General features: G+C 55.9%; 7 protein-coding genes and 4 pseudogenes. 4 read left to right on the forward strand and 7 right to left on the reverse strand.

Annotation, left to right across the window (positions count from 1 at the left end; all coding sequences use genetic code 11):
• Positions 1–157: 157 nt before the first annotated feature.
• A complete protein-coding gene (locus GSQ92_RS07570) occupies positions 158–808 on the forward strand; it encodes a glycosyltransferase (RefSeq protein ID WP_256367085.1) in 651 nt (216 codons plus the stop codon).
• A 73-nt stretch (positions 809–881) separates the two neighbouring features.
• Here GSQ92_RS07570 and GSQ92_RS07575 read toward each other — a convergent pair whose 3' ends face one another.
• A complete protein-coding gene (locus GSQ92_RS07575) occupies positions 882–1,676 on the reverse strand; it encodes a bifunctional 2-polyprenyl-6-hydroxyphenol methylase/3-demethylubiquinol 3-O-methyltransferase UbiG (RefSeq protein WP_159013285.1) in 795 nt (264 codons plus the stop codon).
• A gap of 1,809 nt (positions 1,677–3,485) precedes the next feature.
• Positions 3,486–3,749: pseudogene (locus tag GSQ92_RS07580) on the reverse strand (IS110 family transposase); the annotation flags it as partial.
• Between the two features lie 67 nt (positions 3,750–3,816).
• On the opposite strand from GSQ92_RS07580, the pseudogene GSQ92_RS07585 reads away from it, so the two are divergent.
• Positions 3,817–4,053, forward strand: a pseudogene (locus GSQ92_RS07585) (transposase); the annotation flags it as partial.
• Positions 4,054–4,158: 105 nt separating this feature from the next.
• Here the strand turns inward: GSQ92_RS07585 and GSQ92_RS07590 are convergent.
• From GSQ92_RS07590 to GSQ92_RS07600, 3 genes are all read right to left on the reverse strand, one after another.
• Complete coding sequence (locus tag GSQ92_RS07590; protein WP_159013286.1) at positions 4,159–4,767, reverse strand: DUF6000 family protein; 609 nt, start codon at positions 4,765–4,767, stop codon at positions 4,159–4,161.
• Positions 4,768–4,851: 84 nt separating this feature from the next.
• Positions 4,852–5,040 (reverse strand): hypothetical protein, encoded by a 189-nt coding sequence (locus tag GSQ92_RS07595; protein ID WP_159013287.1) that lies wholly within the window; start codon positions 5,038–5,040, stop codon positions 4,852–4,854.
• Positions 5,037–5,303 (reverse strand): hypothetical protein, encoded by a 267-nt coding sequence (locus tag GSQ92_RS07600; protein ID WP_159013288.1) that lies wholly within the window; start codon positions 5,301–5,303, stop codon positions 5,037–5,039. Before GSQ92_RS07600 ends, GSQ92_RS07595 begins: the two co-directional genes overlap by 4 nt.
• 148 nt (positions 5,304–5,451) lie before the next feature.
• Between GSQ92_RS07600 and GSQ92_RS30095 the strand changes: the two genes are divergently transcribed.
• Positions 5,452–5,616: a hypothetical protein gene (locus GSQ92_RS30095; RefSeq protein ID WP_216856783.1), complete on the forward strand. Its 165-nt coding sequence runs from the start codon at positions 5,452–5,454 to the stop codon at positions 5,614–5,616.
• Between the two features lie 278 nt (positions 5,617–5,894).
• On the opposite strand, the gene GSQ92_RS07605 is transcribed toward GSQ92_RS30095, so the two are convergent.
• Positions 5,895–11,051, reverse strand: a complete 5,157-nt coding sequence (locus GSQ92_RS07605; RefSeq protein WP_159013289.1) for a DUF4011 domain-containing protein — start codon at positions 11,049–11,051, stop codon at positions 5,895–5,897.
• 531 nt (positions 11,052–11,582) lie between these two features.
• On the opposite strand from GSQ92_RS07605, the pseudogene GSQ92_RS31660 reads away from it, so the two are divergent.
• A pseudogene (locus GSQ92_RS31660) lies at positions 11,583–11,942 on the forward strand (transposase); the annotation flags it as partial.
• 67 nt (positions 11,943–12,009) lie between these two features.
• Here GSQ92_RS31660 and GSQ92_RS30860 read toward each other — a convergent pair.
• Positions 12,010–13,035, reverse strand: a pseudogene (locus GSQ92_RS30860) (transposase family protein); the annotation flags it as partial.

Raw genomic sequence — 13,035 nt, forward strand, 5'->3', positions numbered from 1 at the left:
CATGATCCATGTCGCCATGGGAAGCCTGCTTTTACGCCGGATCGCCCATGACTGACCTTTCTCAAACGGACTGTAAGTTTTGCATCGCAAACTTCCGACTTCGAAGTATAAACGGACTCATGAGACAATAGAGGGTCATCCGGTGCGCATTCCCAAGGTGTTCCATTGGATCTGGCTAGGGAGACAGGCTCTGCCCCGAGAGCAGAAAGATTGGATGGAAACTTGGTTGCGGATGCATCCAGGCTGGCTCTCACATCTCTGGACAGATGAGAATCGTCCTACCCTTCTGAACGAAGCTTGCTTCCAGGCTTCAACGTGTCTGGCACAGCGGTCTGACATCCTGAGATATGAATTGGTGCTCCAAAGAGGCGGTGTTTACATCGACACGGACTTCGAGCCGCTCAAGAACATTGAAGAACTAGTTGAAGGTGTGGACGCTTTTGCTGGAAGAGAGAGCCGTGATTCGATCTCGAATGCGCTTTTCGGCTGCACTCCAAGACATTGCTGGATGGAAAAGGTGGTGGCTGAACTCAGCACATCGTTTAGGCGTGAAACTACTATAATGGAGCAGACAGGACCCGTTCTCTTCACCCGAGTTACACACGCTCATTCAAGCGTTCACGTCCTTGACCCTAAATATTTCTATCCCTACTCTTGGCGCGAGTTGAACAGGAGGTCTGAGAGGTTCCCTGGAGCCTATGCAGTGCATCATTGGGCATATAGTTGGAAGGCCGAGTTTGAGGCGGAGTGTAAGAAGTGTGGTTTCGATACCGATCATGGAGCTCCGGGCACGGCTGTACCCTGTTGAGCCAATAGCGGCATGAAGAGCGAAGCATGTGCGAAGTTACATTTCTACATGTCAGCACGCTACCTAAAGCAAATTAGGTGTCCTCTCGTCGCGCCCGGATGAATGTACGATCCGGGTGCGTCAGGATCTTGATCTCTTCGATTGAACCAAAGCCAGCGATCTGAAGCGCAAACTTTACCTCTTGTGGTGTCCACAAACGCTGTCTTAGTCTACGAAATAGAACTTCACCCACCTTACCTGAGCGTGCAATAAACTCGTACGCAAAGGTCATGTCCTTTATCCACAAGTGCGGGTTGAACTGCACCTGCTCAGTCACGCGAATAACGGTTCCGGCGTTCGTGGGGTAGAAACCACGACAATATACTCTTTCTCCGCCGCTGCCGGTTGAGTCTGCTAAATTAGCAAAGTTGATCTCCGGCAGGTCTAATATTATGCAGCCCCGCTCGCGGAGGTTCCCATAACAATTTTGCAATGAAGTGATTAGCAGTTCACTTTCTAGCACATGGAGAATCAACTCGTTTGTCAACAGAACGGCGTCTACCTTGGTTCGTAATGCGAAGTTTTCAAGGCTGCCGGATATCAACTCTATTTTCTCGGAAATATGAGCCTCCTGATGCGATATCCTCACTCTTGCTCTTTCCAACATAGTGCGAGAGCGATCGACGCCTGTTACGCAAAACCCCTCCTTTGCTAAGGCAATAAGGACGCCGCCCGGGCCGCACCCGATTTCCGCTAGTCTTTCGCCCGAAGAGCTTACTAGAAGTTGGCGGTACTCCTCAGCAATTCGCCCGCCTGGACCAATGTTCTGTTCATAAAGATCGGGGTCGTAGAATTCCGGCCAAAAGTCTGGGTCGACGCTGTTGTTCATGCTGTAGTCCCTTTTGATTTTTCCCTGTCTGACTTTGTCCGTCAATGAGCTGGACGATCGTATCCTTACACGGTCAATGAACCCCGGTGGGGCCACGCTGATCAGGCCATCTTGGTCCACATTTAACGCTTGTCAAACTTAGCAAAGATTTGACCCCCCGTGTTGCCTTCTGCGGTTGCCGTCCGTTGTGCAAGAAGTATCTGACCTATTGGGCGAGTGATCGAAAGCGGTCTCTGTCGGGCCTTGAACGCGGTGTTTTCAGCCGCTGGCCGACATGGTGATCTGCGGACCGGATCCAAATCTCATTCGCGTGCTTGAAAGCACCAAGGCAACAGCTGGTTATCCCAACTCGGTTCGGCTCGATCATGCACTCATATGCATCGTCGCTTCTCACACCCCTGCCGGTACCGTTCGCGCGCGGCTGAGGTCATCTCATGCCGCCGTCGACAGGACCGGATCGCCTCAAGTGTAGGCGGCCGACACCGCCTTGCGATTACCCATAAGTCGCGAGCTCCGCGCCGATCTGGATATCGGCGAGTCGACGTAGGCCACGCCAGACGACGGTGTTCCCCGGCGGTGGATCGGACGTTCTCGCGAGATAGCCACCAAGGCGGGACAGCTTAGTGGCGTGCTGCGGAGCCTGTTAGTCATGGGACCATGGCAAGGGTGTTGCGCTGACAACAAGCGAGCGACGGAATGGTTGGCCCCTTTTTTGGGGTCGTGGAAGAGAGCGGCAAGCCGGCCATTGTCGCGCTCACGGTGCCACTTGAGCAGGCCAAGACCTACGGCGATATGCTGACAGTGGAGACGGGCCACCTTCAGCATTGGTCCCGATTGGCCCGGCGAGGAGCGGCTGTGCTGCGAACCGCTGGGGAGCCGACCGCCCCCGTCTGGTCGGAATATGAGGAATGGCCGCGGGGGAGGGTGATCTTTGCTTGTGTTGCTCGACGCTTCTTAATCCGAGCTGATCGACAGCTACATCAGCCTGCTTTCGTGCGTCTTATAACGGACTGGTTTTGTATTGAGGCCGACCAGGTAACCGTTCTTCCCGATGATCATTATCGGAGCGTCCGGCGTGTGCCTAAGCCCTGAGAGCTCTAGAGCTAATTTGAGGTCCACGCGTGTAGTTGAATGCAGGATACAGTTCCGTTCGGACAGCCGAAGTGATCTAGGTGACTATGGCGACACAACGATCTCCGGCTTTCTCGAGCCTTGGCGCTGCGTACTCTTCGGCATGCATCCGCGGTCGGACTCAGGTCGGCTACCGCGCATCTGTGCAGCTAGCGTGGTGCTAGCACCTGCCGGATAAAGGAGACCGAATTCAAATTCGACCGGCCGCGTCAAATGGAAGTTCTGCTTGCTTCTGTGAACCGGCGATCCGCCACCGCGACCGCCCGTCTCAAGAAGAAGTTCGCTCGCGAGGGTTTCTGAGTGTCACGTCATAAGCATGGCTCATCGCCAAGGGCCCTGGGGCAAGCTCAAGAGCCGCGTCGAAGCCTTGTTCGCACCCAGTCTGCCGCCCGCGATACACTGCAACGTGTTCGTGAAAACGGCGCGGCATTTCACGTTCGATGAGCCCCGCCACTGGATCATGCTGGGCCATAGTCGGAATGGTCAGATCTTTGGGACGTCCCCGGTCCCTTCCTGAGGCCCGCGTCTGGGGCGCCGCCTCGTTCATCGAGAGGGCCGGCGCTTAACTATTGGGAGTTAGGCTACGGCTGGACCGGGGGATCAAGTCCACCATCGGCTTTGATGCGGGAGTATTTGGATCGGCCACGCGACCAGTTGACGGAGCCGTTCGACGACCCTCTTCTGCCGCTTGACGAACGGTTTGACGTAGGCAGGGGCGATTAGCCGCGCCTGATGGCCGAGCCGTTCGAGTTCGCGCGCCCAGTAGTGGGCACTCGCGCACGCTTCCATCGCCACCACACAGCGAGATTGGGCCGCGAAGAAGGACAGCATCTTGTCGCGCCGAAGCTTCTTGCGGAACGCAACTGTTCCCGAGGCGCTCGCCCCGTGCACCTGGAACACATTCTTGGCCAAATCCACGCCGATTGTTGTAACTTCCGTCACGGACGCCTCCCGTTAGTGACTGACACCTCACCACTTTGGCACAATGATGCCGTCTGGGGGGCGTCCACCCCATCATTGGAAAACCACCACTTCCATCGGCGCCTTGCGTCTGAACGGCATGACCGCGCCGATGGTGATCGACGGGCCGATGAACCGCGATGCATTTCACGCCTATGTCCGCCATGTGCTGACGCCGACGCTGAAGCCCGGCGACATCGTGGTGATGGACAACCTGCCTGCCCACAAGGGTGGCGAAACGCGCAGGATGATTGAGGCGGCCGCTGCCAGGCGCCTCAAAGAGCCTGTCGTCGCTTGACATCAAGCCGACACGCACAAGTGCGCCACCAAGTTCGAAGAATGCGGCAATCATTGATCCGGCCCAAGGCAAAAAGCTCATCTGCGCATGCTCTCAAGAAAGCAGCGGCATTGCGATTTTACTACGTCGAATAATATCAACAAGTTTTTCGAAGCGCTCTATTCCAAACAACGGGTAGTCACCTTCAGGCGACGCGCCGGCCCAGAGGTGCGGGCGCATGAACTCATATGGATGGCGCCCGTCGATGTGCGCGATTGCTCCTAACGCCCAAAGTTCATGGCCTGACGAATCCCTGCACGGGAGACGCGAGGTCAGATAGTTGACGAGTGATTTCCTGCATTTCTCGCCCCCAAGCAAGCCCATCGCAAAACAATAGCCTTGCTCTGCATAATCTCCATTCGACGCTGCTAGAAGTCGCGCCACTCTCGGCGCGAAGCTAGATCGCCCTGTCAACGCGATGTACCAAGCCCCCGTTAGACGCGTTCGCCAATCGAAGTCTTCGATAAGCATCCGCAGTTGACTGTCAGTGATACTGTTGAGCGCGAGGGTAAGGTGGCCACTGAAATGCTGTTGTTGATTTCCTTCTTGGTCGAGAAGGTTGCCGTTTAATAGCTGCAAATAGAACGGTTCAACAAAGAGTTCCCGCAATCTCTCAAGATTCGCACTGGACCGCATGGTGGGATCACTTCTGAATTCAGACAAAGCAAACCTCCTGGCGATCAAAATGGGCTTGCAGTAGATTTCGCCGCCAGTCACCTGCTTCAGGCGCGCGCATCTTCACAAAGTTCAGCTTTTACTCTTTGCAGCTGATGGTTCAAGGTCTTTAACAATTCTGTAGGCTGCCGTTTGCCAATCGAAAACGCCGTCGGCGCTGGAGTTATGCTCAGTTGGGCTGCTGTCGAATCCTCGCCTGCGGAAAGCCGTGGCGCGTTTTACTTGCTGCGGTTGAACCGTGTGGGTGGCAGCCACGATCATTCATCGTCATCTTCGACTATGCTCGCCTCTCTGTCGATGCGCGCGCATTCCTCAAAATACTCGCGCATAATTCTATCGCTCTCCTCGTTCAGCCGTTTCTGCTCTTCGGAAATTAAGTTTTCTGTTCTCAAAACTCTTCCGAGCATGACAAGGCCCTCTCGGTCAGCAGAGAAACGCCGCAAGTCGCCGCTGTCTTTATTCGGATTGCCGCTCATCTTCGCGCATTCAGAGGTGACCGGTGTCGGGGAAATCACTGTTCGCATAGTGTTTTTCCTTCTCGATTAAAATCAACCATAGGGTCCTCATGCTCGACCCACTGGGCTTCGTGCAGATCGGCAGACCGCTGTCTTGCACTGCACGTGCGCTGCCAGTATAACGCATGCCAAAGGACTTGCAAGGGCAATCACGTGCATGGTTAAGAAGCCGTTTACCACCCGGATCGACGAAGAGGTGTTGGCGCTTGCTCAGCGGATCGCTGATATCGAGCGAAGATCGGTCACCTCTGTAATCGAGGTTGCGATCCTTCACTATGCGACAGAGCGTGGGTTGCGACGGAAGACGGACCACGAGGACTGAGGGGGCTTAGCTTATGCGATCTCAGACCAGGTTGCCGCGGATGTCTTGAAGGGATACGGAGAGGTTGGGCCTGATCCGCGTTCTCAGCGATAATAGTCTGCGGATGGGTTTGCTCGCTTCAATCGCCAAGGCCGGTGCCCGAACTGTTGCGACAGCGATGCGGCAGCGAAGATACTCAACCTCATCGATGACCCATGCAGTCCGAAGATCCCAAAGATTATGGTGCGACAGGATGGATAGGCGGTTTCCGACGGGTAGACGGCGGTCACAGCGCCGTATCATGATGTTCTCAGTTGACGTTTGCGCAGCTCATTAATGAAGGCAACCAACTTCAGCGTTTGTCCTGCAGGGTCGCGAAACCAGTCCGGCGACCATATGCGGTAGATTGTCCATCCAAGGCCCTCAAGCACTTTCTGCCGCAAGATGTCGCGGTCGCGGGCAGACCTGCTTGAATGATATGATGCGCCGTCACATTCGATCCCAGCCAAAAAAGTTCCTGGGAGTTCGGGATGGCGAACAGCCAAATCTATAAAGTAGCCGGCTACGCCGACCTGCGGAACGACATCATATCCCGCTAGACGTAACCGATCGCGCACGAACAGCTCAAAATCACTGTCTGCTTCCCGACCTGTCTCAACCCCGGCATCGAGTCGACCATCCTGAGCATAGGCGAGATAACGCTTTAGAACCTGAGCACCGCGTGGACCATCCATGCCAATCAACACGTCGTCCGGCGTCATCGAAGTGAAGAGGCGCAGGTGATGTTTTGCGCGCGTAAATAATACATTTAGTCGTCGGTGGCCACTTGCACCGTTGATTGGACCAAATGTTCTCTTTACTACACCACCAGGCTGGGACGGACCGAAGACCGTCGAGACAAAAATCACGTCGCGCTCATCGCCCTGTACGTTTTCTAAGTTCTTGATGAAGAATCTCTCCAACGTCTTCTCCCAGCGCTCCCGATACTCCTGAACTTCGGGTTTTCCCGAGGTGATCTGATCCATCCTCTGCTCGATCAACTCTCGCTGGACCTGGTTCATGGTGGCGATCCCAAGGCTTCGATCGGGACGAAGCTGCATGTGCGCGACGGCTGCGTCGCAGATGGCTTCTACCTCAGGCAAATTACTCCTTGACTTATAAATGCCTGCTACTTTGACGAGAGCAACACCTTGGGACGGGTCGGCCTCGGCGGGCGAGGGGAAAACGATAAGATCATCATCATAGAATTCCCGGTTCGAGAAGGCGATGAGGCTGCCATGCCGAGAGCGATAGTGCCAACGCAGCCGACGCATTGGCCGAAACACTGTTTGAGCTAGGTCAAGAATTGACTCGGCATCCACCTGCTCTTCCTCGTCACCAGGATCATCGACCTCATCGTCATTGCGCGCAAAAAACGGCGTCGGAGGTAGCTGCTTTGGATCGCCTACAACGACAATCTGATTAGACCGCGCAATTGCGCCGAGAGCGTCTTCTGGTCTCATTTGGGAGGCTTCGTCGATGACCAGTAGATCAAAGCGCAAGGCTCCCGGCTTGAGGTATTGAGACACCGACAGGGGGGACATCATGAAACACGGTTTCAATGCTTGAATAGAGTCCCCGGCCCGATCGAGTAACTGGCGGATAGGGATGTGTCGCTTCAGCTTGCTTATTTCGAGTCTAAGCAGTGCTTCGCCTGTGTATTCAGCACGCTTTCCAATGCCATTGCCGATGGGTATCGGTCGCCTCGATAGGTCGCCAGCAAGAGCGCTTCGCCGGAGTTCGGCTGCATCTGCATCCAGTGAACTGAATCGCGCTCGTGTCTCTTCCTGTGCGAGGCCGCTGAAACGGTCCAGTCCAGGGTGAACGGCGAACGCGAGGCGAGCCAGATCCCTATGCAATACCCGATCGAAGACCTCGGACAAAGCCTGCTTCGTTTTATTCTGGTCCCACAAAGCCAGCAGCTCGCCCAAGCCCATCCCGTCGAGGTTCTCGCGCTCGATCAGGTAGGCGATCCACTCCCCTAGTTCTCCCTGATGGTCAGAAGCCAGTCGAAGGCGTGCAGCGACCGTTGAAGGTTGACGGCTTAAAAGAGTTCCTCCTAAAAAGGAGCCTTCTTCGAGCAGTAAGCGAGTTCTAATTCGGCCCCAAGCGCTTAGTGCTTCGTCGACTGCGGCCTTAGCCTCGCGAGCCGCAGGGACGACGGTCCTTTCGATATAAGCTGGGTCCAAACCGTGTAGCGCTCGTTTGACCTCTTCACCGACAGGCAGCGAACTCACTGTCACTGCGAACGCGATGGTATTCCTTAGCAGCACGTGATCTCCGAGAGAAGGCTGTAGTCCAGGCCCGAGCAACGCTGCAAGCGGGGCGGCTGGCCGAGCTAATTGTTTTGCCGCGTTCGCAGCTGCTAGCATTTGGCACAATCTGGGGAGGTCTTCGATGCGCTCATTGCCCGGCACTCCGTGCCGGGCGCAAGCATTTGCCAGGTGCTGGGCTGCTGAATATCTTTCGAAAATACCGGCCGCCACAGACTCCAGTGACATCGCTTTATCCGTGGCTTCTCCAAGGTACTTTTTTAAGACAGCGACCTCGCTAGTATGTCCAGCCGCGGCTATCGCACGCAGCCTGTCCCGGTCGCCGGAGAGCAAAACTCGTCTTATTTCCACTAGAAGATCACTAACGCCAATCAGTCTAGAACGTACTCTTGCTGCCCACGCGCCGACGGCATTGATGGTCCGGATGTCAGTGTCGAGACCCTGGAAATTTATTCCGAGGATGGCTCGATAATCTTGTCTGCCGCTCAAAGCGTCAGCGGCGCGAAGGTGTTCCGCCACCGAGTTGAAGGCAGTTACCATTTCACTAGTCGCGGCTCTTCCGGGCGTCTTCCGAAGTTCCAAATATGCACGTTTGGCGGCTTTCACAGAGTTGCTGAGAAACCCGAGCATTCCCGCGTCGCGAAGATTCTCGGCGTGCCGTCGGAGTTCTCCAGCGTTTTCGGTTCCGACGAAGTTATAGAGCTCGGACAGGGTGTCTCTCTGCTGCTTCAGGATAGAGATGTCGGAGAACGCCCTCTCTATGATATGTCTATTCTCACTCGACATAAGTTCCACCGAGCAAAGTTCGAAGATTCTAGTGTCGGCTTCGCCAGCGACTTCAATCCCCTGCAATATGATCTGAATTTCATCGATGCTCGCGCGAGGGGAGAGCTCAAATAGGTCGGCTGCCTGAGCCGCCGTCTTGACGAGTTCTAAAATTGATTTTGCTGCAAAATGCAGCTCGGTCATCCAGTTGTCCAGGCCCGAAACAACCATGCCCGGTGGCACAAAAGCTGCTGCTCGCTCCCAACCCCGCGAGATATCATTTGCGGCCTTTTCGCTGTCTAATTCGACTGAGGAGAAGCCTCGATGATGCAACTCGAACAGCGAGATTCGAAAATTTTCACAGTTGGCAATCCAAGTCTCCGCGTCGCGGCGCGTCGAAGCAGAGTTCAGCCCGCGATAGAAGTCCGCTGACAAATCTTTCTGAACGTGCAGGGACGAGAGAGCGGATGATAACCTCTGCAGGCCTGTTACCGTCGGCTCAACTTCAATGCCAGTCAATCGAATGTTTTCAGCTACAATGGCCAATTTGTTGAATAAGGCGGCTGCATCGGCCGTGTCACGGACAGCTTGGTCTAGGTCCACCGACGGTAGATTGCTACGTGTTACGCCCATCCACGGGTGGTCAAAATGTCGGGGAGAGCCGGATCTAATGGAATTCGCCGCGTCTTCGAACCGGTCCAATGAAGCCTTCCGCTTTTCGATGTCAGAGCGGTGCAGTTTTTCGCAGTCGCGAATAAAAATTTCGTCAAGATAACGATCCTCATCGCCCTTTGGGTCGCGGCGACGACGATCTGCCCACAAAACATCGTGGACCGTCGCGCCAGACACACCGAGCGGTGCGTTTAGTAGGTTGGCGTAGTCACTCAACGACTTGCGTGTCGTTGAGAGGTCGCGAAGCTTGCGGTCTAAGTCGTCCATGGCGGCCGTAGCGGGCCTTCGTTCCAGACGTTGCTTTATCCCGTCCAAAACTTCCTTTTTCTTCGCTTTTCCAGAGTGCAACTCAAGACAGAAGTCGCCCAATCCGACCTTGTCCAGACGATCTTTGACTACCTGAAGAGCAGCCTGCTTATCTGCCATGAACAACACGCGACGACCGCTCGCTAATGCTGCGCCGATCATGTTCGCGATCGTCTGTGACTTTCCGGTCCCCGGTGGTCCTTCAATCACAAGGCTCTTGCCTGACATCACGTCGTAGATCGCACTATGTTGACTGGCGTCCGCCTCAAGCACAAGGATTGGCACTTTCGCGGCGACCTGAGGTGAGTCGACATCGTGTTCTTCAGCGAAGGAAGAGGCACCGGATCCACTTCCTCCTAAAAGTTCGGCGAGCAGCGGATGATGTGAAAGGCCACCGGCATTCGCCCAATGTTCTTCATCTAAATCTTGAAACATCGCCAGTCGGGCGAAAGGAAAGTGCGCGAGCGTGACCCATCGCCGCACGGACCAACGAGGGCGTCCTTTGCAAATCTCCTCATCTATTCTGGAGAGATAAGCTTCGGGTGACTCTTCCTCCACAAGTTCAGGCAGCTTGATACGAAAATCTCTATTCATGCGCTCGGACAGAGTGAAGTTTATCTGCGCATCGTCACCAACGCCGTTGAGAAAGTATTGATAGCGGCTTCGCACAATCTTGCGATCAATGTCGACCCGCATGAGCAGCAGCGGGCTCGCAAGTGGACGATCTGAACTATCGCTCTCAAACCATTCAAGAAATCCGAACGCGACGTGTAGTGTGCTGATACCAGTCTCTTCAGCGACTGTGCGCGCGGTATCCCGAATTTTCGCTAGAGCTCGTTCCATCGGCTCCGGCAACATGAGGGTTTGTAGATCAACGTTGTCCGTCTTTCGAGATTTACCCGAAGTGTCTTTCAGGTCGAATGATGAAGATAGCCCCAAACTTGTCGCGTAGTCCGCGAGGCCTTGTGCGTTCGCAGCTCGCCAGAGCGGGAATTTTAGGTCATCCCTGACGCGGTTCCGAAGCCCACGCTCGATACTTGCCGCTTTGGCCGAGGCCAGCTCGTCCTCTGCGAGAGCACTCAAGGCGCTCTGATACTGCTCATCGGTTATGCGAGCCACCTCCAACGCGGAGCGGAAAAGATCGGTCCGCTCATCGTCAGGCTCTGTGCCCATGGGTGGAAGTGAGCGCACTATCAAAGCCCGATCACCATCAAGTTGGTGAAATAGTGCGTCGATGGTGCTGTTCACCGCGCGAATGCTTGTCCTGCTGCCGGTTTGACGTGAATGAGGGAAGGATATGAGTGGGTTGCGGGCCGTCAGATCAAGCAGCCGGTTCCTCAATGTTCGTATCGAGGCTGCTGACGCCTCCCAGCGGGCTTCGTAATGCGTAGCGTCGTCCATTCTTGCGGCAGCTCCCCGGCCCATATTAGTCATTCTTCATTTGCCGCCTGGTTGAGACTGTGTGCAAATTTAGTCTAAAAGGTTGAGTCTATCCCTAATTTTGCCCGACCTGCGTGTGGTTGTCTAATGCGACCCTGGGAAATAGTTGGGCGGCAAGTAGAGAGGCTTGCAGATGGCTATCTAACTCATTGATCGTATTATAAATCTAGGCAACCCAAGCGTAGGTAGGTATGGTGGATCCGGTGGGAGTAGTCGGAAGCATGTTAGCATTCGGCGCTGCGGCTCCTCGGTCGCCCGTCACTATCGCGCGGCTTCAGTGGCCAACCCGATGAAAAACAGTGTTGCCGGGCGCGCTCTGAGGTGCCCGGGCAGGATCCACGAGCCGGACGCGCGCCCAGCGGCAGGCCGCACCACTGCCTGCGCAGTTGGGAAGCGGCCTCTGATGGCCTTGGGGGAGTTGCTGCGGGATCTGGAACCTGACGCTCCTCGCCTCTCTCCCTCATGTCACGTTGAGCTGCCAGAGCGAGGGCTGTCCAAGCCGATGACACCACGGTTCCGGTGCTCTCGCAGGGGCTGGGCAAGACCAAGACGGGACGGCTTTGGGTCACGGTGAGGGAGGAGCGGCCCTGGGGGTCGGAAGTGCCGCCGGCGGCCTTCTACCACTACTCAGCGGACCGCAGCGCGTCACCATCCAGGCAGCGCCGCGATCCACATCTGCGGCATGCCCAGTGTGCTGCAACGCGTCGCGGCGCGTGCTGTGGCGCGACGATCAGGACCGGAAACGTGTTGCCTCACCCAGCGATGCTCCCGAGCGTTGAGCCCGTTGCCTCATGTAAATGTTCCCGAAGATATCGCCTCACGTCCAGCCATTTGTTGCTCGCAAGTCGTTAGAAGGCGGGCTGCGTAGCGTAGCCATCGGCGGCACAAGGCGAGGCAGCCCGCCTTGGCACTGCCGATGTCACAGTGGTGCTACGACTGGCTCGACCATACGTTCTGCGCCTGCGAAGGGGCCGAACACCAAGTCATGTGCGGTCGCCGCCCTCCATATCTTGATGCGGCGCTGCACAGTGCGGATCAGACGTCAGGATACATCCCCGGGTATTTGGCCTGTATTCGATCGAGGAACTCTCTCGATGATCGCCACGGCTCAGCATCCCACCAGGTTTTGAGTTCGACTGTCACCGCGAGTATGGGGTCAGGGCGGCGGCGCTCGCGCTTGGCCGGCGGTTTCGCAGACGCGGTCGGGCGGACCTCGCCGCCACGCCAGGCAATACGAAGCCCCTGTAGAAACGCATCGAGCGGGATCGCGCCACTTTCGGGCACGGGGTCTCCCGGAGCTGAATCCGCGATGGCGACCAATCGTTCTTGAGCCCGGCGAATGTCTCGCAGAAGAAGGATCGGGTCTAATGTGACATAGAGGGCATTTAGCCGATCGCGAGTTTCATCGGAGATGCGCACGTCCGCAAGCAGGCGCTGATGGGGTGTCGCTGGCCGATGGTATCGCTAAACGACCCTTGAGCCGTCGCGATGCTTTTCCTTCAGCTTGAAAGACGGTTGAAAGAAATTGATGAACAGGCGCGTCAATGCGTAAAGCTTTGCGAGTTCGTGCGTAGCGATCAACCCTTCAAACCGGCGATAACCCACGATCCTCCGAACGATGGCGCCATTCTTTTGCTGGATAAAGGCCTGATCATTTTTCCGATATGGTCGGCAGCGCGTGAGCTCTATTCCGTCGCGAAGGCAGTAGTCTCTAACGGTCTCGTTCATAAACACACTGTCGTTGTCCGTGTCGAAGCCCAGGAGAGGGAACGGCAACAGTTTTCGCAGCTCGGTCAGCGCGGTCGTCAAAACCGTTTGCTCGCGCACCAGCAAGGGCGCGCACTCCGTCCAACCCGAGGCAATATCGGTCAGCACCAGCGTCTGCGTAAAGGCCCCTTTGGCGAACGGGCCAGAGTGGGATACCAAATCAGCCTCGACAAAACCC

This window comes from Acidisoma sp. S159, assembly GCF_009766125.1.
Classification (GTDB): domain Bacteria; phylum Pseudomonadota; class Alphaproteobacteria; order Acetobacterales; family Acetobacteraceae; genus Acidisoma.